At 34.3% G+C, this 20,972-nt stretch carries 19 protein-coding genes and 3 tRNA genes; 13 read left to right on the forward strand and 9 right to left on the reverse strand.

What is annotated here, in order from left to right:
* Window positions 1-196 precede the first annotated feature (196 nt).
* From PHV37_07025 to PHV37_07045, 5 genes are all read left to right on the forward strand, one after another.
* On the forward strand, window positions 197-727 hold the full coding sequence (locus PHV37_07025; GenBank protein MDD3237834.1) for a hypothetical protein: 531 nt from the start codon (window positions 197-199) through the stop codon (window positions 725-727).
* A gap of 10 nt (window positions 728-737) precedes the next feature.
* Window positions 738-1,970, forward strand: coding sequence for a transcription termination factor NusA (gene nusA / locus PHV37_07030; GenBank protein ID MDD3237835.1), 1,233 nt, complete (start codon window positions 738-740; stop codon window positions 1,968-1,970).
* 169 nt (window positions 1,971-2,139) lie between these two features.
* Entirely contained in the window at window positions 2,140-4,263 is a 2,124-nt protein-coding gene (locus PHV37_07035) for a tetratricopeptide repeat protein (GenBank protein ID MDD3237836.1), read from the forward strand.
* Window positions 4,263-5,243, forward strand: coding sequence for a tRNA dihydrouridine synthase DusB (dusB, locus tag PHV37_07040; protein MDD3237837.1), 981 nt, complete (start codon window positions 4,263-4,265; stop codon window positions 5,241-5,243). Before PHV37_07035 ends, dusB begins: the two co-directional genes overlap by 1 nt.
* Window positions 5,236-5,505, forward strand: a complete 270-nt coding sequence (locus tag PHV37_07045; protein MDD3237838.1) for a GIY-YIG nuclease family protein — start codon at window positions 5,236-5,238, stop codon at window positions 5,503-5,505. Before dusB ends, PHV37_07045 begins: the two co-directional genes overlap by 8 nt.
* Here PHV37_07045 and PHV37_07050 read toward each other — a convergent pair.
* A complete protein-coding gene (locus PHV37_07050; protein ID MDD3237839.1) occupies window positions 5,494-5,790 on the reverse strand; it encodes a ferritin family protein in 297 nt (98 codons plus the stop codon). The two genes, PHV37_07045 and PHV37_07050, sit on opposite strands and share 12 nt — an antisense overlap.
* 137 nt (window positions 5,791-5,927) lie before the next feature.
* Here PHV37_07050 and PHV37_07055 point away from each other — a divergent pair.
* Together PHV37_07055 and PHV37_07060 are read left to right on the forward strand one after the other, a co-directional pair.
* A tRNA-Lys gene (locus PHV37_07055) sits at window positions 5,928-6,000 on the forward strand.
* Between the two features lie 265 nt (window positions 6,001-6,265).
* Complete coding sequence (locus PHV37_07060) at window positions 6,266-7,465, forward strand: hypothetical protein (GenBank protein MDD3237840.1); 1,200 nt, start codon at window positions 6,266-6,268, stop codon at window positions 7,463-7,465.
* 80 nt (window positions 7,466-7,545) lie between these two features.
* On the opposite strand, the gene PHV37_07065 is transcribed toward PHV37_07060, so the two are convergent.
* The 4 genes from PHV37_07065 to PHV37_07080 all read right to left on the reverse strand — a co-directional run bounded on the left by PHV37_07065 (window position 7,546) and on the right by PHV37_07080 (window position 10,194).
* Window positions 7,546-7,944 (reverse strand): hypothetical protein, encoded by a 399-nt coding sequence (locus tag PHV37_07065; GenBank protein ID MDD3237841.1) that lies wholly within the window; start codon window positions 7,942-7,944, stop codon window positions 7,546-7,548.
* Window positions 7,945-8,043: 99 nt separating this feature from the next.
* A tRNA-Cys gene (locus PHV37_07070) sits at window positions 8,044-8,114 on the reverse strand.
* 9 nt (window positions 8,115-8,123) lie between these two features.
* A tRNA-Gly gene (locus PHV37_07075) sits at window positions 8,124-8,199 on the reverse strand.
* A 135-nt stretch (window positions 8,200-8,334) separates the two neighbouring features.
* The gene (locus tag PHV37_07080; GenBank protein MDD3237842.1) at window positions 8,335-10,194 is read right to left on the reverse strand and encodes a hypothetical protein; all 1,860 of its coding nucleotides are present in this window, start codon (window positions 10,192-10,194) and stop codon (window positions 8,335-8,337) included.
* Between the two features lie 144 nt (window positions 10,195-10,338).
* Between PHV37_07080 and PHV37_07085 the strand changes: the two genes are divergently transcribed.
* Window positions 10,339-11,067 carry a methyltransferase domain-containing protein gene (locus tag PHV37_07085; GenBank protein ID MDD3237843.1) on the forward strand — a complete coding sequence of 243 codons (729 nt, stop codon included), beginning with the start codon at window positions 10,339-10,341 and terminating at the stop codon, window positions 11,065-11,067.
* On the opposite strand, the gene PHV37_07090 is transcribed toward PHV37_07085, so the two are convergent.
* The 3 genes from PHV37_07090 to PHV37_07100 all read right to left on the reverse strand — a co-directional run bounded on the left by PHV37_07090 (window position 11,068) and on the right by PHV37_07100 (window position 15,349).
* Complete coding sequence (locus PHV37_07090) at window positions 11,068-12,891, reverse strand: U32 family peptidase (GenBank protein ID MDD3237844.1); 1,824 nt, start codon at window positions 12,889-12,891, stop codon at window positions 11,068-11,070.
* Window position 12,892: 1 nt separating this feature from the next.
* Complete coding sequence (locus tag PHV37_07095) at window positions 12,893-14,254, reverse strand: Clp protease N-terminal domain-containing protein (GenBank protein MDD3237845.1); 1,362 nt, start codon at window positions 14,252-14,254, stop codon at window positions 12,893-12,895.
* 66 nt (window positions 14,255-14,320) lie between these two features.
* On the reverse strand, window positions 14,321-15,349 hold the full coding sequence (locus PHV37_07100) for a hypothetical protein (GenBank protein ID MDD3237846.1): 1,029 nt from the start codon (window positions 15,347-15,349) through the stop codon (window positions 14,321-14,323).
* Between the two features lie 61 nt (window positions 15,350-15,410).
* Here PHV37_07100 and PHV37_07105 point away from each other — a divergent pair, with 61 nt between their 5' ends.
* From PHV37_07105 to PHV37_07125, 5 genes are all read left to right on the forward strand, one after another.
* A complete protein-coding gene (locus tag PHV37_07105) occupies window positions 15,411-16,379 on the forward strand; it encodes a bifunctional oligoribonuclease/PAP phosphatase NrnA (protein MDD3237847.1) in 969 nt (322 codons plus the stop codon).
* The gene (locus PHV37_07110) at window positions 16,376-17,242 is read left to right on the forward strand and encodes a YihY/virulence factor BrkB family protein (GenBank protein MDD3237848.1); all 867 of its coding nucleotides are present in this window, start codon (window positions 16,376-16,378) and stop codon (window positions 17,240-17,242) included. Before PHV37_07105 ends, PHV37_07110 begins: the two co-directional genes overlap by 4 nt.
* A gap of 84 nt (window positions 17,243-17,326) precedes the next feature.
* Window positions 17,327-19,303 (forward strand): tetratricopeptide repeat protein, encoded by a 1,977-nt coding sequence (locus PHV37_07115; GenBank protein MDD3237849.1) that lies wholly within the window; start codon window positions 17,327-17,329, stop codon window positions 19,301-19,303.
* Between the two features lie 4 nt (window positions 19,304-19,307).
* Window positions 19,308-19,709: a hypothetical protein gene (locus tag PHV37_07120; protein ID MDD3237850.1), complete on the forward strand. Its 402-nt coding sequence runs from the start codon at window positions 19,308-19,310 to the stop codon at window positions 19,707-19,709.
* Between the two features lies 1 nt (window position 19,710).
* Window positions 19,711-20,106, forward strand: coding sequence for a YkgJ family cysteine cluster protein (locus PHV37_07125; protein ID MDD3237851.1), 396 nt, complete (start codon window positions 19,711-19,713; stop codon window positions 20,104-20,106).
* Here PHV37_07125 and PHV37_07130 read toward each other — a convergent pair.
* On the reverse strand, window positions 20,103-20,951 hold the full coding sequence (locus PHV37_07130; GenBank protein ID MDD3237852.1) for an SDR family oxidoreductase: 849 nt from the start codon (window positions 20,949-20,951) through the stop codon (window positions 20,103-20,105). The genes PHV37_07125 and PHV37_07130 overlap by 4 nt on opposite strands.
* Window positions 20,952-20,972 lie beyond the last annotated feature (21 nt).

Here is a 20,972-nt window from a genome sequence, read left to right on the forward strand (position 1 = left end):
ATAAAATATAATATAATTTTGACCCCTCAAGTGATTGAATTAGTAAAAAAATGTTTCGTTTGATAATTTATGGGTTACAATTTTAAATTATTATGCTATGATTAAAATGCTTAGAAAAGGAAACGGCAAAACCGTTTCTTTTTTTATTAAATAATGAGTACAAATATTCAATGGTAGCAGACATTTTGGAGATTCTATGAAGCAAGGAAAAAACAATTCAGAACAGCCAAAAGACAAGCATGACATCTTCAACAAAAAAGATATAATCGACAAATTGGTACCACTTGTTGAAAATACAGCTATGAGATTTAATTTGACAGCCCTTGAGATAGATTTTTCAAAAGAAAATCATCGTTGGTTTTTGAGGATATATTTGTATTCACCAGTTCGCCCCGTAACCTTGGACGACTGCGAAAGCGTATCCAGAAGCTTGGGAGATTTTTTAGATGAGCTTATTCCGGTAAAATATCATCTTGAAATCAGCTCACCGGGGATAGAACGAAAATTAAAAGCAGATAAAGAATTCAAAATATTTATAGATAAAGACATTTCATTAAAACTTAAAAACGCAATAGATGACTCTTTAGAAAAACAATTTGTAGCCAAAATCGTAGGTTTTGATGAAGAAGAAAAAATACTTACAATCTTCCGCTACAAGGACAAAAAAGAATACAAAATAAAACGAGAAAATATAATATACGCAAAGTTATACTCAAGTGAGATATAGGAGATAAGAAATGATAAAAATCGGAACCGCACTTTTTGAAGCATGCGAAGAACTCGAAAGAGAAAAAGGAATCAGCAAAGACGTAATCATCGCATCATTATGTGACGCTATGGTTACAGCTTATAAAAAACATATCAAAGCAAAAGAAGCTCCTAACGTTGAAGCTTTACTTGATGAACAATCTGGTGAAATCGGCGTATTCAGAACGAAATTAGTAGTTGAAGAAGTCGAAGACGAAAACATGGAAATTTCCCTTGCTGACGCAAAAGAAATTGATGACGAAGTTGAACTTGAAGACGAAGTAAAAATCGAAGTTACACCTGAAAACTTCGGCAGAATTGCAGCCCAATCAGCTAAGCAAGTAATCACTCAAAGAATCAGAGAAGCTGAAAGAAAACTTGTACTTGATGAATTTATGGAGAAAAAAGGCACCTTAACAACAGGTATAATCCAAAGAGTTGAAAATAGAAACGTAATAGTAAATATCGGTAAAACCGACGCTATTATGCCATCAAGAGAACAAATTCCGGGCGAATATTACAAGTCAGGAAACAGAATCAGAGTTTTCGTTCTTAACGTAAAAGAAACATCAAGACTTCCACAAGTAATCGTATCTCACGCTCACTCTGAAATCGTTAGAGAATTATTTGAACTTGAAGTTCCTGAAATTGAAGACGGAATAGTTGAAATAAAATCAATAGCAAGAGAAGCAGGTTTCAGAACAAAAATTGCTGTTGCAAGTAACGACCCTGATGTAGATTCAGTCGGTGCCTGCATAGGACCAAGAGGCAGCAGAATTCAAACAATCATTTCCGAATTAAGAAATGAAAAAATTGATATAGTAAGATATTCAGAAGACCCTGTAGAATATATCGTAAACGCTTTATCGCCGGCAAGAATTGTATCTGTAGACATTTTGGCTGACGATGAAACATCAAAAGAAGCATTAGTAATTGTTCCTGATGACCAATTAAGCTTGGCAATCGGCAGAGAAGGTCAAAATGTAAGACTTGCTCACAAATTAACAGGCTGGAAAATAGACATTAAGAGCGAATCTCAAGCAGAAAAAATGGAAAGACCGGCTCCTGTTGAATACACTGAACCTCAAGATGAAGAAACAGATGAGCCTGCTATTGATAATGATGAGCTTCAAGAAGAAATTGAAGAAGAAATGAATCAACAAGCAGTCGATGAAGAAGATGCCGAATTACAAGAAGAAGCAACAGATTCAACTGAAGAATAATCATTAAATCAACAGAAAAAGGTGTTCCGTTGAGGAGCACCTTTTTCTAATCCAAAACACTAAAAAGAATTAACTTATTAAGCTATATGCAGAATTTCTTTATTGAGTTAGAATAAAAAAGAATAAATAAGTAATAAAGATAAACGAAAAGAAGATAGAGTATCAGGATATGAAGAAATTATTATTAGGGATTTTTGTTTTTTTATTAATGTTTTCGTCACCAGCAAACGCATACCAAGTCTATGACGACGATGACACAACAAGCTCTCATTATGACGCAGGAATGCAATATTTGCAGTCTTATCAATATACGAGTGCTATTCAAGAATTCAAAAAAGCTATGAGGGAAAAGCCTGATGACCTTTCTTCAAAAATAGGATTAACAAATGCGTATATATCACGAGCAGCTTACTATAATAACCAAGCTCATGACTATCAAAGAGCGGCAAATGATTTACGTTCAGCACTGTTTTATATGAAATATTACGACGACTCAGCTGTCGATTACAGCATGACGCAAGCAACAAACGCCGCAGAGCAAAATCTTGCTACGGTCTTAACGGTTATGAAAGTCGATAGAAGCTTAAAAGGTAGATATACAAGTGCCAAACAACTTAGAATGCAAGGTGAATTTGCAGCAAGCGGATATGAATTCTACCAACTTATCGACACCCAATACCAAAAAGAAGCCTATGTTTGTATAGGTGATGTGATGAAAATTTTAGGCTCTAAACTGAGAGCCGCAGCTTTTTACGAAAAGGCAGTACAACAAGACCCTAATAACGCAGACCTTCACTTAAAATTAGCAAGAGCTTACGAAGATATCGGCAATTCAGAAGGAGCTGCAAACGAATACAACAAGGCACTTGAAAATTCTAATGAAAAAGAAGATATATTATTATCATTAGAAAAAATTTGGGCTGATAAAGTTGCGAAATATCCAAACGATGCGGACGCACATTCAAATTTAGCTGTCGTATATCAAAAAGAAAACAAATTTAATGAGGCAATGACCGAATATCAAAAAGCTCAAACTTTAAACCCGACTAACACAAATACAAAACTAAATTTGGGAACCTTATACCAATCTCAAAACAACTACCCTGCTGCGATAGCTGTATATGACTCAATAATCCAGCTTTACCCCAATCACGTAGAATCGCATCTTTATAAAGGACAATGTTTAAAGGCTTTAGGACAAAACGAAGCTGCAGTAAAAGAATATAATATGGCAATTACATACGCTCCTAATAACAAAGAAGCAAAAGAAGAACTTTTCGACTTATTAAAACAAACAATGCCGGCAGACCAAGTATTGTCATACATGAGCCAAAGCACAGGTAAGCCGATGGATGCACAAACTTGCTACAACTTTGCCTATGACCTACACAAAGCCAATAAACTTGACGACGCTATTGTCTATTATAAAGAATCAATGAAACTAAATCCTGAAAATATTGATACTTATATAAATCTATCACAAGTCTATAGACAAAAAAAAGACATCAATTCAGCAATTGCAATAATAAATCAAGGAAAGGCAAAATTTCCACAAAATGTTGATTTACAAAAGCAATATCGCTCAATAATGGCTGAAGTTTCATCAGGATTATACGCTGACGCAACAAAACTTTTTGAACAAGGACAATTTAATGCAGCAATACAAGCTTATCAAAAAATCCAACCTCCGACAGCTGAATCACAGCTAGGCATTGCGGCATCATATCAAGCGTTAGAAAATTACAACATGGCTCTTGACTATTATAAAAAAGCACTTGCTCTTGACCCGACGAATTCAGATATTCCATATTATATGGGCTCCGTGTATTTAAATCTTGACCAATTCACAAACGCAAGAATTTATCTCAACAAGTCACTTGCTTTAGATAAAACTAATGAAAAGACAAAGAGTTTATTAAAATTCGCAACCGAACAAGAAAACAATGAACTGCTTGATAAAGCCCTTGATTTATATGACCAAAAGAAATATTTTGATGCTTTAAAAATAGTCAATGGAGTAATCTCAAAATCACCAAACTCAGGGGCTGCATATTATTATAGAGGTTTAATCTACGACGCTCAAAAACATTATCAATTAGCGGTTACAGATTACCAAAAAGCAGTAACCTATAGCAAAGATTTTTCATTGGCATATTATTCTTTGGGCGTTGACTTAGACACATTAGGCAGACACCAAGAGGCAATATCAGCTTATCGAAAATATTTGGCAGCAAAGCCTGAAGAAAATGAATTTACGCAATACGCAAGGAAACGAGTTGCCCAAGGTAAATAATGAACACAACAGAAACAAAACAAATTAAGATAGGGAAGATTGAAATAAAAAGCAACGTAATGCTTGCCCCAATGGCAGGAATTACAGACTCAGTTGTACGACAACTGATAAGAAAATTTTCAAAAAATTGCCTTTTGACAACAGAAATGATAAGCTCGGAAGCCCTTGTTCAAAGACCTTACGGTGCGATTATTCATTGCGAAGAAATTGAGCACCCGCTTGCTTTCCAGCTATCAGGACACAAACCACAATTAATGGCAAAAGCTGCAAAAATAATTGAAGACAAAGCCTCAATTATCGATATAAACATGGGCTGTCCCGTAAATAAAGTCGTAAAAGGCACAGATGGTTGTGCCTTAATGAAAAATCCGGACTTAGCTATTGATATATTAAAAGCAATAAAAGATGTAGTTTCAACGCCTGTAACGTGTAAATTCAGACTGGGCTGGAGCCAAGACCAACTAAATTTTGTAGATTTTGCAAAACGACTCGAAGAAGCGGGTGCAGATGCAATAACGGTTCACGGAAGAACAAGAGTTCAATTTTACGCAGGCTCTGCCGATTGGAAAAAGATATCAGACCTAAAAGGTGAAATAAATATTCCTCTATATGCAAACGGCGATATAACAGACCTTGACTCAGCCATAAACTGCCTTACAGACTCTCAAGCTGACGGTATAGCACTAGGACGGGGGGCAATCGGCGACCCTACATTACTTTATAGAATAGAACATTATTTTCAAACAGGTGAAAAGCTACCCGCACCAAACATCAAAGAACGAATTGAACTACTAAAAGAACATATTCTAAAAGAAATAGAGCTTCGAAACGAAGATGTGGCAATAAAATTCGTAAGAAAATTTTACCCTTATTACATAAAGGGAATACGGGGTGGCTCAGAATATCGATTTAACTTGGTTAGAGAAGACTCTCTTGAAAAGATTTTCACAATTTTAGATGACATAGTGGCTAATGGATAAAAAATATTACGTATATATAATTGAAACAGAAAAAAATACACTTTATTGTGGCTACACAGATGATGTAAAAAAGCGATATCAAAAGCACGTTGACGGAACAGGTGCAAAATACACAAAAGCCTTCAAGCCCAAAGAATTGGTTTATGTCGCAGAATTTGCCACAAAACAAGACGCAACAAAAGAAGAATATAGAATAAAGCATCTTTTAAGAAAAGAAAAAGATGCTCTAATTCAAGAATATTCGAAGAAATTACAATCCTAAGAGCTTATCGACCTCCTCGTGACCTTCGTTGTAAGATTTTTGCTCATCAGGATTCACCAAATTTAAAATTCTTTGAAAACAACCGGCATGAACCATCTCGTCCCCGCGAATTTCGCATAGAACTTTTTTGGCTTCAGCATTGTCTATAGATTCAGCTAATTCTTCGTATATTTGCATAGCTTCATATTCAGCTGCAATACAAAATCTTAAAGCTCTAACAAGCTCTTCGTGAGTAAGCATACCGTTATTTTTTTTCACAGAAAACGGCGTACAGAAATCAGGCATATTAACCTCCTTTTTTACAAGATAGAATAAAAAAGGAATAAATAAACTCCCCTCGTAGGCATAATAGAATACAAATAAAATATAAAATAATTGACGGATTTCATTGATGGAGTAAAATTAGGAAAGAAATATTGAATGGGTGCGTAGCTCAGTTGGTAGAGCAACTGACTCTTAATCAGTAGGTCCGGGGTTCGAGACCCCGCACACCCAATTTAAAAACTTCATTCTAAATTAACTTTCTACAGTCGGGGAAATAGCTAAAAGCCACGCAACGGCTAAATGACAGGTATAAAAATGCTTGGATTTTAATTTATCAAGAAAATGGGTTGCGTTTTTTTATTTATTCTTTTTATTAAGAAATAATAATTTTTTGAAAAATATATTATTTTTACTAGCAAAAATATTCTTTACAGTCTTTATATTTATTGGTCTCAAAATTTAATATATTATACATTTGTGTTTAAGGAGAAGAGAAATGAATGTATCAAGCATTAGCTTTTCCGGTCTTGAAAAAAAAGACCGAAAAGACTTAGTCAATGTTGCTATTAATGGTGCAGGTAGCGGAATTGGGAAAAACTATGAAAGGCAATACATCCTTGCCAAACACGCACCACAAGAAGTTTATACAAGTTGGGATAAACTCAGCAAAGTATATGCAAACCAAAATCTTGTTATGTTGAACTTAGGCTCTATGGGCATGAAAAAAGGCAAAACGATTAATGACGTCAAAGAAAAAGACCTAATCGCACAGCTAACCCATAGTAATGTCTTGGGAAAAATGCCCGATGGAATAAAACTCGACATAAAAAGGAAAGATGATGCAACTTTTTTAGAAGTTCAATCGAAAAAAGGCGGAACTGAAACAATCGAATTAACTGCAACAAGAGATGATATTGACTGGTCTAAAAACAATACTCAAATTGTTGTTGACACAACAGGAAATAATGATACAAAAGAAAAATTATCAAAACATCTTTCAGGAACCGTTGAAGGTGCGGTTCTCTCAGCACCTGCGAAAGATGACATGTTGACAATTATCCCCGGCGTTAACAATGAAAAATTAAAAGATATTAAAGCTAACGGAAATATGGTTTCAGCTGCAAGTTGTACTACAACATGTATTTCACCGTATATAAAATTATTAAATGATAAATTCGGAATTGAAAGCGTAATCGTTGACACGACGCACTCTGCAACCGGTTCTCAATCAGTAACTGATAAGGCTAAAGAAAAAGCAAACTCTAAATACAGAGGACTTTTAGACGTAATGATTCCGACGACAACTGGAGCTGCAAAGGCGACAACAAAAGTTATTCCTGAGCTTAAAGGGAAAATGGACGGATACGCAACCAGAGTCCCGACGTCAAGCGTTTCTATGGCAATTGTATCTGCTGTTTTGAAAAAGCCTATTACAAAAGAAGAACTTCAAAAAACATTAGAAGAAGCTGCAAAAGACCCTGCTTATGCAAATCTTATAAAAAAAGCACCGACAGGCTCAACATCAAGAGATGCCCAAGGACGCATCGAAAGCGGATTGTATATTCCCGAATCACTTACCGTCGTAAACGGAAATCACGTCGGATTAAAAATGTATTACGATAACGAATTCGGATACACGAGGAGTCTGGCTCAATTGGTCAGCAATTATGGCGGAACAATGATTGATAAAGAATAATATTATCATCTAATCAACAAGAAACCACCGAGTTAACAATGGTGGTTTCTTTTGTTTTTATATAAATGTTTTGATATGTTTTAGCCAATTAAATTTATTTTATCAATATCAATGTCTGAATCTAATTTTTTTGCTAATTTTTCAGCTTCAGCTTCTTTTTTAACAAATAAATCTGAAATTTCGCTCATAGAAGGTTTACCTTTTTGACAATTAAGTCTGCTAAATGCTTCAGTTAAAGCTTCTTTTGCTTTTAAGAGTGGTGCGAATTCTGGCTTTTGTTTAACAATTTCTTTAGCACAATTATCTCGATTGAAAGAAATCAAATCACTGTTCATCTTGGTTAGAATTTGTTCTTTTGGAACGCCTGATAATGTAGAAATTAAATCGAAAGAATTTTTACCCGAATCACCTGCAACAAGATTGATGACATGTTGAGTCGGAACTTTAATACCGAAAGCGACTTGATTATTAATTTGCATAGACCATAACCCTCTAAATTGTAATTAATTATAATAAACCGAAACATAAAATAATTTGTCAAATAAAGAAAAAACCAATCAAAAGATTGGAAATTAAAAAGGCGGCACCCAGATTCGAACTGGGGATGAAAGCTTTGCAGGCTCCTGCCTTACCACTTGGCCATGCCGCCATTTATAAATGGAGCGGAAGACGAGACTCGAACTCGCGACATTCTGCTTGGAAGGCAGACGCTCTACCAACTGAGCTACTTCCGCAAATTTGCTATTAGTAGTTTAATACAGACAAAAATATAAATCAAGATTATAAAAAAAAAGCTAATCAATTTTTTGATTAGCTTTTCCTTTTCCGACTCATTATTACTTATTATTGTGTGTTATTGTTTGTTTTTATTATTCAGCTCTTAATCCTTTTAAGAATTCAGCCAAATCCATTTTTGGAAGATCTTTAGATGTGAACCAAACGTCATCAACTTTTTGAGTATTGCCGTCAGTATCAGTGTAAGAGCCTAATTGTCTGTTTTGAACGTCACCGGTAGCATCAACTTCGTTGTAATCAGCTACATTGATAGAAGCTACGTGAGCCAAGTCTTCAAGATTTGAAGTATTGTTGTCACTGATGAAGCCAAGTTGAACACCTTTTGTAGCTAGAGCTCCTTTTAGAGCTTGAAGGTCTACGTTGCCAGCAGCGTCGATACATTTAGTACCTGTGTATTGTTCAGCTTCTTGAGCGATTAATTTCAAAGCTTCGAAACCATTAGCTGCATCTAGTTTTTTACCTGTGAATGGGCTTACTGTGTTGTTACCGAATACTTCAGTACCGTCAATTTTGTTGTTACCGTTCATATCAGACATAGCTAACATTTTGTCGCCACCTGTTGCAGCACCGTCAGCAACTCCGTTGTCATCAACATCTACACCTTTACCTGCAGAAGCTGAAACTTTGCCGTCTTTGTTGAAGTCAACGATTAATGGAGAGTTGTATGAATTAGCTGATTTGTATAATCTTGCTGTTTCTGAGCTTGTAGTTGTTTCTATTTTAGTGTCAGTATCTTTTACAGTGAAACCGTTTTGAATGAAGATATTGTTGTCGCCTTCACCCAAATCGATTGAGATTGGGTCAAAAGCTTCAGAATCAGCTGTAATAGCTACATTGTTATTTCCGTCGCCTGAGTTAATATTTACATTTTTAACACCGTTTAAGAAATAAGTATATTCAGTAGTAGTTGAAGTTGTAGTTACATCATTACCTGTGTAAGTTTCAGAAGTCCAACCTGCTGATGTTGCAATACATTCAGTTCTGTTTGCATAATTTCTGCCACCTTTAGAAGTTGCATCAATACCGTTTGAAACAGACCAAGCGTGGTTTTTACCATCACGTTTTGCGACTACATAAACATCTTTGCCAGCCATAGTTGATTTTCCTGGGCTCTTGATGATTACATAAAGAGGACCGCCATCTGATGCCAATTTTGCATCAAGGTCGATACCGGCCAAAATCTTTTGTTCTTGTGCACTCAAGTGATATCGTTTAGCGATTTCAGCTTTTGCATCGAATTCAGTTTTGGTAACATTTTTGTCAATTACTTCAGAAGAAGCGGTTACTTTTTTCTCCATAGCGTCAACGATACCGAAATCTTTTAAAATTGATAGAGTAGAATCGTTAGCGTTAGCAATTGTGAAGTCCATTGTTTGAATATTGTTGTTGCCGTTTCCGAAGTCCATATTTACATCATTACCCCAGAAGCCAACAGTGTGGTTGCCGTCGCCAGCATCAAGAGTCAAGCCGTCGCCGTAAACGAATGAAGTCAAATTGCCTGATTCATCATTGATAGTCAAACCATTTGAAGTAGCAACGATTTGGTCATTTCCGTTACCAGTAGTGATTGTGTTGTGAGTGCTTTTTACATCAGCATCACCTTTTGCCAAGATAACGTTGTTTCCGCCCATTGCTGAAATGTCAAAGTTTGTACCTTCAAACTTGATAGTATCATCACTGTCACCTGTTGTGATGTTAGCATTATAAGCAGAAGCTTTAATGAAATCAGAACCTGATGAACCTGTTGTGATGTTCAAGTTGTTGTTGATATCAGCAAATATTGTTTGGTTACCGTTGCCGGTTGTGATATCTGCGTTTTGACCTTTGACATTAATGACGTTGTTTCCGTCGCCGGCATTAATTTTTATATTGTTGTTGCTACCGGTAGTTGTATATTGATAATTTCCGGATTTTAAAGCATCGATTAAACTCATAATTTGCTCCTACTTACTTTTTTAATAACACACACTTATATAAAAACATTTTTTATATACTGATTTCATAAAAAGTATATACTGTTACATATCGTTACATATTATTTATTTACTTATTATATTTTAAAGTGTATTATGAGATTTATGTTAGAAAATTTACCTGTTTGGCAGAAAAATCATTATAATGTTTGTTTAGAGAAAAATCTTTTTGAAGGAAAAAAAGTTCTTGAAATAGGTGGTTATACACAAGTAGAAGTTGCTGATTTTTTAAAAGTAAAATCTTGGGATTGTATTGACCCAGCTTTTGATAAAGGGGAAATTGTTTCTCAAAAAGTTTCAAAAATCAAATTACCTGTTGAAGAATATATAACAGATAAAAAATTTGATTTAATTTTTGCGACCAATTCATTTGAACATATCCAAAATTTTGATGTAGCAATAGAAAAAATGTATGACCTATTAAATGAAGGTGGCTATTTGTCAGCACTTTTAGGACCGATTTGGTCTTGCTACAAGGGTCATCACGTATGGACGGTGCAACCAAACGGAACGAGTGTAAATTTCAATAATTTAGATATGGATTGGGCTCATCTTAAATATAAAGAAAGAGAACTTAAGAATATTTTGCTAAATAGATATGAACAATCGACTGCGAATGAACTGCTAAGACAAATGACAAATTGGGATTTTTTAAACCACATGTTTTATGATGACTATGTCGAAGCTATAAACAGAACTAATTTTAATATTATAGAATTTAGAGATTGGCATACATCAAAATATCCTGATGAAGAATTGCAAAAAGAATTAGAAGAAAAATATAAAAAGCATAATTTTTCGACAGTAAGTATAAAAATGCTTCTCAAAAAATAATTAATATATTATTTTCATATTACAATTTTTGCAATCGAAATCGAGTTTATATTCTTTGCCATACTCATCTACTAAGAAAAGCGGCTCTTTAAATTCGGATTTTTTTTTCAATTTTGAGCACATATTAAACAAATATTTAAGACAATGTTTTGTAACCATGACTTCTTTACCGTTCATTTGTTTTTGTGCTTCAGCTGCTTTTTCAAATTCTAAAACACCACGTTTTTTATAAAAGTCTTCTGAATATTTATTATAAATATTTGCCTTGAAGTCCAATTTTTTGATTGGATAAGATATATTGCAAATTGGGGCAGTTCTATATTCTTGAGTATTTATAACAGCTCTGTTTTGTTGAAATTTATATATTAACCCACGTCTTATAGAATTTAACTCTGAAACCGTAATAAATGGAACATTTTTAATCGAAATCGCCAAGTCATTGACAACAAACTCAGTATCTCCGAGTTTAGCGAGTTGTTTTTGAATGTTAGATAAAGCTGTTTCTTTATTTTTAGCAGGCGAATAATCATTTTTAATATACAAATCAGCACTGATGCCATCGTTGTCAACCATTGAAAAGACAATATTATCACCAGACTCATATATATTTATATCGATGGGTAGCTTCCGTTGCAATTTAGTATTTATGAGTTGGTTGTTGAATTGATTATCATAATTTCTATAGATTTGCACATTTGGTTTTATCGCAAACATAGAATTCGGATAGACTTTATCGCCTAAAACTTTATTTACTTTTGTACCTTGAAGCTCTGAATATTCATCAAAAAAGCATATTCCGTCAGAATTATGTAAAACAGGATTATTAATTATAAAATAATTTGCCCCTATATCTTTTACTCTGCCTATATATTCTCCTATAGATTTAGAATATTGCATAGCTGATATTTCTTTATTTCTTTCTTTCAAGAAATAAGTAGTAAAGCCTCTGTTAAATGATTTGTCGGGATTTGGCTCAAAAGAGGTGTGAGAGTAGCCGACAGAGCTTCTTTCCATATCTAATTTATCAAGCACCATATCAATTTGTTGACGGTAGAAGGTAACAATATTTTTTATATATACTTCATCTTTTAACCTTCCTTCAATTTTGAAGGAAGTAACACCGGCATTAATCAATTCTTCAATATGTTCAGAAAGATTAAAATCTTTCAAACTCAATAAGAATTTGTCTTTAGCGATAAATTTCCCGTTAGAATCTTTTAGAGAATATTTTTTTCTGCAAGGTTGAGCACATTCACCCCGATTGGCACTTCTGCCACCTATTGCATAGCTCAAATAGCACTGTCCGCTGTAGGAAACGCATAAAGCTCCGTGGACAAAAGTTTCTAGCTGAACGTTTGTGTTATCTGATATATTTTTAATTTCATCAAGGCTGAATTCTCTTGGGAGAATAACTCTTTTAAAGCCTGTTTTTTCCAAGAATTGAATTTTTTCCAATGAATCATTATTACACTGAGTGCTTGCTATAAGAGGGATAAGAGGTAAATCCATTTCGAGGAGCCCCATGTCTTGAATAATAATCCCATCTGCCCCAATGTTGTATAAATCATAGATGACGTCAATAACTTGCCCGATTTCAGAGTCTTTAAAAATCGTATTTAATGTAATATAAATTTTCACTTTAAATTTATGAGCGTAATCAATAGTCGTTTTGATATCGTCGAGGGAATTTCCGGCTGCAGAGCGAGCTCCATAACAGAGATAGCCGATATAAACAGCGTCAGCACCTGCATTTATTGCGGCGATAGCTGATTCTTTGTTTTTAGCCGGAGCCAAAAGTTCAATTTTAGCATTTTTGTTAAACATACTAGTCGACTTTATGTTTTTCTATACCTTGTTTTATCTCAATTACGTCAACGCCCAAGTTGTTTAATACTTTCATAGCAAGTGATTTTGGCTGGTTACAAATAGCAAGAAGCAGATGACCTGAAGAAATTTTGCTTTTATTTTGAGCTTTTGCAAAATTCCAAGCCACTTCAAGGATTAATTTTGCACGTTGGCTGAATTGAATTTCTTTTTCGTTATAATCATCAGAAATCCCGATAAGATTTTCAACTTCGAGTTTTGCATCTTTAAGAGTAATGCCGAGCTCAGTTAGGACCGTAGCACCGGTCCCTAAAGCTTCAAGTAAAATGCCTAAAAGTATAAGTTCAGAGCCTACAACATTTTTGCCCATTCTGCGAGCTTCTTGCTTGGCTAAACGAAGAATGACAAGGGTTTCATTCATTTGTTTTTCAATAGGTTTAACGATTTGACGTTCCAAATCGCCATCATCAATATTAAATTCTTTAAATATATTATAAGCAATTCCGCTTTTTGTTTTGAGAAGCCCTAAAATAACGTGTTCGGGCTTAATAGCGGCAGAGCCAAGTTCTTTAGCAGTTTCAATAGCCATTAAAAGTGTTTTCAATGCATTCGGAGTAAAGATGATTTGCTTGTCTTCAAACTCAGCTTGACGAGAGGAGATTTCGCTCAACTTGTCCGCAAACGAAGCAGCGTTAATGCCTTTGTCTTGCAAAATATTTAACAAATCAGAGTTTTCATCTTCTAAAATTGATTGGACAATTTGCTCAGTACCCATTATTTCATAGTTTGAGGTTGAAAGTTTAGCTTCTGCTCTTTCTAAAATCGGAGAAGAATTCGGGTCTTTAAAAATTGAGTGAATATATTTGTATTTATCTTCAGATTCACGTCTTTCTGTGCCTTCAGGGTGGGCTTTTTGAGATGGTTTTGTCTTATCTAAAATTTTGAGCAACATATGTTTTGCTTTTGAAGTATCAAAATTATATTCTTCTAAAATTGCATTAATTTGAGAGCGTCTGTCATCAATCAACGCCAAAAACAGGTGTTCGGGTTGAATATATCTGTTGCCGAGTCTGTCTGCAATTTTCAAAGAGACTTCAAATACGTGTTTCAAATTATCGCTGAATACAACAAATTCGATGGGAGTGTCGGTTTGTTTTGCTTTCAATTTTTCGCGAATAATTTCTTTGAGCTCAAATGACGTCAAATGAGCCATCGCAAGCATTTTAGTAACGAGGCTTGCTTTTTGGTTACCCAAAGCAATCAAAAGGTGTTCTGAGTAAATTTTTTCATGATTGAGTTCAATAGCAGTAATTTGTGCAGATTTAACCACATCAACGGCTTTTTCGGTAAATTTTTCAAACAAAGCAAGGAACCTTTCTAAAATGAGTATAGGCTTATTTTACTCTAATTTACGGTATTTGTCACGAGTCTAATGCAAGAATATGTAAGCCAAATAAACGAAATAGAAAGCACCTGATATAATCAATGATTTTGCACTGAGTGGTGAGGATTTTTTTAGAGTAAGTATAAATAAGCCGGCAACTGATAAGTAGACGAGCAAAATATTGAAAACAGCTTGCGAATTTAGTATCCACGGAGTTAAAGTAACACCGATTGTCATAGGAATACATGCCTGAAAGACCATAGCACCTGTGATATTTGATAGAGCGAGGGTATCTTTATTTTGGCGAGTCCAAATTATACTGTTGAACATTTCGGGCAATTCTGTTGCAATTGGAGCAAGTAACAGACTTACAATCATTGGTGATACATTAAATTTTATAGCAATATCTTTGATATTTTCAACGAACAGGTGTGAAAACATTATAATGCAAAGGATAGAAAATATTATTTGAACCCAGATTAATAAGAGTAGATGTTTTTGAGCAAAACGGCTTAAATATTTAGCAAAAAGCAACTCATTTTTTTCCTCAGCAGAAGCTCCATCAGACTTTAAAACCGTTCTTACAGCATAAAATATATAGAAGGATAAAAGGAAAACACCGATTATAGATTTTATTAGTTTTGAAGGTGCAAAAGAGGCAAGAACCCCGACAGAATATGCCAATAGAAAGAATTTCAAATCCCTGTGAAAAAGTTCTTTGTTGATATCTAAATTTAAAGAGCCTCTTTGTTTAGATAATAATAAAACAGATAAACCGGTAATAAAAATGGCTAAAGTGCTTAAAAGGAATGGTGACCCGAGGACGGCCCCCATACCGATATCGGTGCCTATTTGGAGATTTCCGCCAAAAAGATAAGCACCCAAAATTGCAACCAACGGAACAATTGTTTCAGGTAGGGCAGTACCTATGGCTGCAAAAATGCTTCCGACAGCACCATCTCCGACATTATAGCAAACGCCCAAGTGCTCTATTGCGTTTGTAAACACTTCGCACGACCAAACAATTAAACCTAATAATATTAATATGCTGAATAGTAACAAAATATATTCCAAAGTCTTTCCTCATTCTAATTTGTGATAAGATTATTTTATCATAGAGGGGTAATTTTTTAACATGGATAATATAAAAGACTTTGAGGGAGCAATAAAAAAGGCGAAAGAAATCGTCATTTTTTCTCACGTAAACCCTGATGGGGATACCTTGAGCACAAATTTGGCTCTCGCAAATGTTTTGCAAAATATTTATAAAAAAGAAAATATAACTTGTGTTTATGCAGGCAAACTTCCTGCAATATATGACTTTTTGCCCGATTTTGATAAGTTGATAAATATTGATAGCTTAAATTTTGAAAAAAAATACGACTTGGTGATTTGTGTCGATGTTGCAGCTAAAGATAGGATTATGAACGGCACCGATATTTTTGATAAAGCCGAAAAAACAATAAATATTGACCATCATAAAACAAATAAAGGCTATGCGGATTTTAATTATATAGATGCAAAAGCCTGCTCAGCCGGTCAGGTTTTGTATGATATTTTTGAAGAACTAAATATTGAAATAACAAAAGACTTGGCGGTATTGTTTTATACCTCAATAATGACAGATACAGGCGGCTTCAAATATGAAAACACCTCTGTTAAAACCCTAAATACAGCAGCTGTCCTGCTTGAAAAAGGTGCAAATCCTTGCGATATTTATCGCCATTGTTATGAATCAAAACCTCAAGAAATGGTTCAATTCCAAGCGTTTGCAATTAGCAATGCTATTTATACCCACGGGGGAAAAGTTGCCCATACAATTATCACCAAAGAAATGATGAAGAAATTTAACGCAACAGATGACTTCACAGACGGCATTTCAGAAGCTTTAAGAACAATAAGAACCGTCGAAATTTCAATGGTTCTAAAAGAAAATTCACAAGGTAACACAAAAGTCAGCTTGCGTAGCAAAAATGTTGACATAACAAAAATTACAGCTGTTTTTGATGGCGGTGGTCACCAATTTGCAGCAGGTTGCACAATCAAAAAACCTGCAAAAATCGCTATAAATAAACTCTTAGAAGAAATTGATAAAATCTTATGAAAGAACCTGATAACATAGTATATAAATATATAAAACGCCAAATTGAAAATGTCATAGAAGCGGATTTTCCGGGTATGGCAGCAGAAATGGCATTTATGTTTGTACTGGGAATTTTTCCATTTTTACTTTTTTTGACCTCGCTGTTTGCTTGGCTCGGGAAAAAATCCTTGATGGCACCCATATTGAACTTTCTTGTAGCTTTTACGCCGCAAGATGTTTCCAACTTAATAATAAATTCACTAAATGAAGCAATGGTGTTCCAACAAGGCGGCACAATCGCTATTATTTGTTTTTTTGTGACGTTAGGTTTAGCCTCAAATGCAATAGCCGTAATAATGAAAGGTCTTAATAGAGTCTACGGAATTAATGAATGCAGACCTTTTTGGTACACAAGATTGTTATCTGTCTTGATGGTTTTTGCAAATGCGTTCGTGCTTTTTATTAGCGTCAACTTAATCATTCTCGGTAAAGTTATTCTTGAATTTTTAATAGCCTTTACACCTATTCCGAATGCTTTGATTAATTTTATATTAATAGCAAGATGGCCGGTGTCATTTTTGGCATTATACTTGGTCACATTTATAAATTATTATATTTTGCCGGCAGTAATCGGACATACTAAAGCAAAAAGGAAAAGCGTGCTTCCGGGGACATTGTTCTTTTGTTTCTTTTGGCTACTTGGCTCATGGACGTTTTCACTCTATTTGAGCAACTTAAATACATACAATAGGGTCTACGGAACAATCGGTGCTTTCGCAATATTGATGGTATGGCTTTATTACACATCTTTAATAATACTTATAGGCGGCGAAATCAACTCTCAAGTGTATATAAAACTTGAGGACAAAGAAAAAGAAAATTAATTGCTTTTTTTTCAAAAACATAAGATAATCTAAGATAAGCAGGAGGGTAGAACAATTAATCGTAAGTTATTAATTACATTGGTTTTGACAGCAGGATTATTGAGCTCAAGTGCATTTGCAACAATGACTACTGAATCTAATAAATATTACCACACAGCTTGTCAACTTGAAGAAGCAAATAAATATACAGACGCAATCACAGAACTACAAAAAGCAATCGTAATCTCAGGCGATGACGCACTTTTATATACAAAAATGGCGGGTCTTTACAGTGAATTGGGCGACTGGCAAAATGCTCTGGCGTCTTATAAAAAAGCAGCAAAACTTAAACCCAATGATGCCTTTATTTATATCAGTATCGGAAATATTCTTCAACAACAGCACGATTATCAAACGGCTTTTGATGCATATAATCACGCTATGGAAATTTTTCCGGAATATAAATACAATTATTTGAATCTTGCTAACGTAAAATATCAACTCGGAGAATTTAAAGAAGCAGAAGAATATTATACAACTTTTTTGAATTGTTACCCTGACCACGTTGAAGCAAGAGAAAATTTGGCGTCAGTATTTATGAATGAAAATGACCCCAAAAGTGCAGCCGACCAATATAATAACCTTTATACCAATGACCCGACAACCTTTAAAGAATATTCAAACTACGGAATTGCACTTTATAAAATCAAAGATTACCAAAATGCTGAAACTATGTTAAAAACAGCAATCCAAAAAGACCCTAACGACTACTCTGCACACGCAAATCTTGCGTTTGCATACGTTGAACAAGAAAAAGATAACCAAGCTCTTGTTGAATTTCAAAAAGCATTGCAAATCAAGCCTGACTTGGATTCTATACGATTTGAATATGCAAATTTGCTTGCAGATATGGGCAAATCGGATTCCGCAATTTCTGAATATACAAAATATTTGAAAAAATACCAAAATAACGCCGTTGCCTACCACAACTTAGGCGTCTTATATATAAAAAATAAAAAGTTTAACGATGGGATTGAAACCTTTAAATCAGGACTTAAAGCAGACCCGAAAAATGCAGACTTGAAAGAAGAATTGGCAAAAGCATACCACTTAAATAAAGATTATCCCGAGGCGATAAAACTTTACGATGAGCTTCTCGCTGCCACGCCAAATGACTATGACCTTTTATACAACAAAGCTCTGGCATGTCATGCAAGCAAAATGTATTCATCTGCAATTGCGATTTATTCTAATTTGTATTCACAAAAACAAGACCCGAAAGTTAAACGCTATTTGGCAAAAGCATATATGGACCAAGGAACAAGTTTGGTCTCAACAAATAACTACAGAAAAGCTATTTCAAGCTATGAAAAAGCTACAGAGCTTGATACAAATGACGCAATGGCGTATGTTAATATAGCGAATTCTTATGACAAACTGGGCGTAAAAAGCAAGGTTATTGAAAATTACGAAAAAGCAATCGCTATTGACCCAACTAATCAGTCTATTGCTGCTGCTTATGCAAATGCTCTTGCTAAATATGATAAAACAGAAGCTGCAACTGAGGTTTATACAAATATTTTGTCTATGGAAGACACAACCCTTGATGAAAAAGTTGCAACTTATATCGCATTAGGTGATACTTATTCAAAAAATAAAAATTATCCAAAGTCTATTGACTCTTACAAAAAAGCCCTTGAATTAAATGCCAATGACGAAGTAACTTGTATAAAACTTGGAAATGCCTATAAAGCATCGTCAAATCTTGCTTCCGCTATTTTAGAATATCAAAAAGCAATAAAAATAAATCCAAACAACACAGACGCTTTGTTCAATCTTGGTCTTTGTCAGGCTGAATCGAATGACTTAACTCAAGCAAAAGCAAGCTTCCAAAAAGTTGTAAGCCTAAAACCTGATTATGCCTATGCTCACTATGCTTTGGCTCTTGCGTACGAAAAAGAAAAAAATTATCAAAAATCAGTAGAAAGCTATGAAAAATTCTTGCAATATACTGACGATAAAAATTTGAAAGAAAATATACAGTACAAAGTAAATTTCTTAAAGAAAAAAGTTACTCAATAATAAAATGAAAAAATTTTTTATAATATTTATACTCTTTTTAAGTTGCATAACAACAGGTTGCAACAAACAAAAACCATTGATTTTGTTGAATAAAGAGCCTGTTACTACTCACAATTACAGAAATATTCAAAAAACTTTTTCACCAAACCAAAGAATTTACTATGCTTTTTTAAACCCAAAAGGATTTAAAGATAGTGTCATAAGAATTCAAGTAATGAAAAAAGACGACAAAGTTCCTTTTTTAGCCTATAGCGTTGCTTGGGCAAATGACATTTATATTGATAGAGCTAAAAATTACCACCTTGGATTTTTGACACTCCCATCTGGTGGTTATTATATTATGAGGGTTTTCTATTTAAAAAATTTAGACAAACCACTTGCAATGACTGACTTTTGGATTAAATAAAATGTTTAAATATATAAAATTTTGGCTTGATAAAATTCAATCTTCTAAAATAATACAAAAAGGCAAATGCAAACAATGCGGCAAATGCTGCCGAAATATAGTTTTTTATATTGAAAACAAAATAATCACACAAGAAGATGAATTTCAAAAACTGAAAGAAAAAAAACCATATTATGAACATTTTTTCATTTCAGGAAAAGACGATGACGAAGCCTTATTATTTACTTGCTCATCAATAAGAGCAGATAATAAATGTGGTGCATACTTTTGGCGTGCAATCCAGTGCAGGACATACCCTTGGGACAAACGAAGCCTAATAATCAATGGTGGCAAGCCATTAGAGGGATGTGGCTATAACTTTGAGGTTGACAAGAAATTCAATGACTACCTCAATTAGTTATGGGCTCTAGCTTTCAAGCATTTTTGTACGAAAAAATTTATAATATTTTGAGGCAATTTTGCGAATTGAAGCACCCAAAACGCGTCTATACCAACGGAATAGGAGAGTTTTGGGTTTTTAGCTTTTAATGCTTTTGAAATAGTATTTGCAACAGCCATGGGCTCAATCCCTTTATCGTTGGCACTGAACGCCGAACGTTCCATTGCATTCAACTCTCGCTTGTATTTTTCGGAACAGCCCTCTGGCAAATCCTTTAATACCAACTGTGCAGACCTAATTGACTTGTCCCAAATCGGAGTTTTTATGACACCTGGTTTTATAGATATAACCTTGATGTTGCTTTGATTTAACTCAATTTGAAGGGAGTTGAACAAAATATCCAAAGCCCTTTTTGAGGCACAATAAGGAGCTGTAAAAGGAAAAATACCAGTGCTTGCCATAGAGCTCATATTTATAATTCTTCCATCATTTAAAATCGGTAAAAACTTTTGAGCGACCGCAACAGCACCAAAGACATTGATATCAAATTGTTCTTTTATTTTTTTTACAGGCAAAAATTCCATCGGACCACCGACCGCAATTCCCGCATTATTAATCAAGGCATAGAGTGAGTCTGTTTTTTTCAAAACATACCAAAAAGCCTTGTCAATTCCTGCTTGATTGGTAACATCCAAATAGACACCTGTAATATTTTTACTAATTTTTTCCAGTTTAAATTTATCGGATTTTTTTCTAATTCCGGCAAAAACCTGATAACCTTCTTGAGCTAATTTAGAGGCAATCTCTTTACCAATTCCTGAAGAGGCACCTGTTATTAATACTGCTTTTTTCGCATTTCCCATATAATATTTTTAACATAAACA

The sequence above is a fragment of the Candidatus Gastranaerophilales bacterium genome (assembly GCA_028693235.1).
GTDB lineage: Bacteria > Cyanobacteriota > Vampirovibrionia > Gastranaerophilales > Gastranaerophilaceae > JAQUVW01.

What these genes read in the sequence shown, in the direction of transcription:
- PHV37_07085 (MDD3237843.1), top strand. Translation starts at nt 10,339, where the DNA reads ATGTTAGAAAATTTACCTGTTTGGCAGAAAAATCATTATAATGTTTGT.
- PHV37_07025 (MDD3237834.1), top strand. Translation starts at nt 197, where the DNA reads ATGAAGCAAGGAAAAAACAATTCAGAACAGCCAAAAGACAAGCATGAC.
- PHV37_07125 (MDD3237851.1), top strand. Translation starts at nt 19,711, where the DNA reads ATGTTTAAATATATAAAATTTTGGCTTGATAAAATTCAATCTTCTAAA.
- PHV37_07035 (MDD3237836.1), top strand. Translation starts at nt 2,140, where the DNA reads ATGAAGAAATTATTATTAGGGATTTTTGTTTTTTTATTAATGTTTTCG.
- PHV37_07090 (MDD3237844.1), bottom strand. Translation starts at nt 12,891, where the DNA reads ATGTTTAACAAAAATGCTAAAATTGAACTTTTGGCTCCGGCTAAAAAC.
- dusB (MDD3237837.1), top strand. Translation starts at nt 4,263, where the DNA reads ATGAACACAACAGAAACAAAACAAATTAAGATAGGGAAGATTGAAATA.
- nusA (MDD3237835.1), top strand. Translation starts at nt 738, where the DNA reads ATGATAAAAATCGGAACCGCACTTTTTGAAGCATGCGAAGAACTCGAA.
- PHV37_07060 (MDD3237840.1), top strand. Translation starts at nt 6,266, where the DNA reads ATGAATGTATCAAGCATTAGCTTTTCCGGTCTTGAAAAAAAAGACCGA.
- PHV37_07120 (MDD3237850.1), top strand. Translation starts at nt 19,308, where the DNA reads ATGAAAAAATTTTTTATAATATTTATACTCTTTTTAAGTTGCATAACA.
- PHV37_07110 (MDD3237848.1), top strand. Translation starts at nt 16,376, where the DNA reads ATGAAAGAACCTGATAACATAGTATATAAATATATAAAACGCCAAATT.
- PHV37_07050 (MDD3237839.1), bottom strand. Translation starts at nt 5,790, where the DNA reads ATGCCTGATTTCTGTACGCCGTTTTCTGTGAAAAAAAATAACGGTATG.
- PHV37_07045 (MDD3237838.1), top strand. Translation starts at nt 5,236, where the DNA reads ATGGATAAAAAATATTACGTATATATAATTGAAACAGAAAAAAATACA.
- PHV37_07080 (MDD3237842.1), bottom strand. Translation starts at nt 10,194, where the DNA reads ATGAGTTTAATCGATGCTTTAAAATCCGGAAATTATCAATATACAACT.
- PHV37_07105 (MDD3237847.1), top strand. Translation starts at nt 15,411, where the DNA reads ATGGATAATATAAAAGACTTTGAGGGAGCAATAAAAAAGGCGAAAGAA.
- PHV37_07130 (MDD3237852.1), bottom strand. Translation starts at nt 20,951, where the DNA reads ATGGGAAATGCGAAAAAAGCAGTATTAATAACAGGTGCCTCTTCAGGA.
- PHV37_07065 (MDD3237841.1), bottom strand. Translation starts at nt 7,944, where the DNA reads ATGCAAATTAATAATCAAGTCGCTTTCGGTATTAAAGTTCCGACTCAA.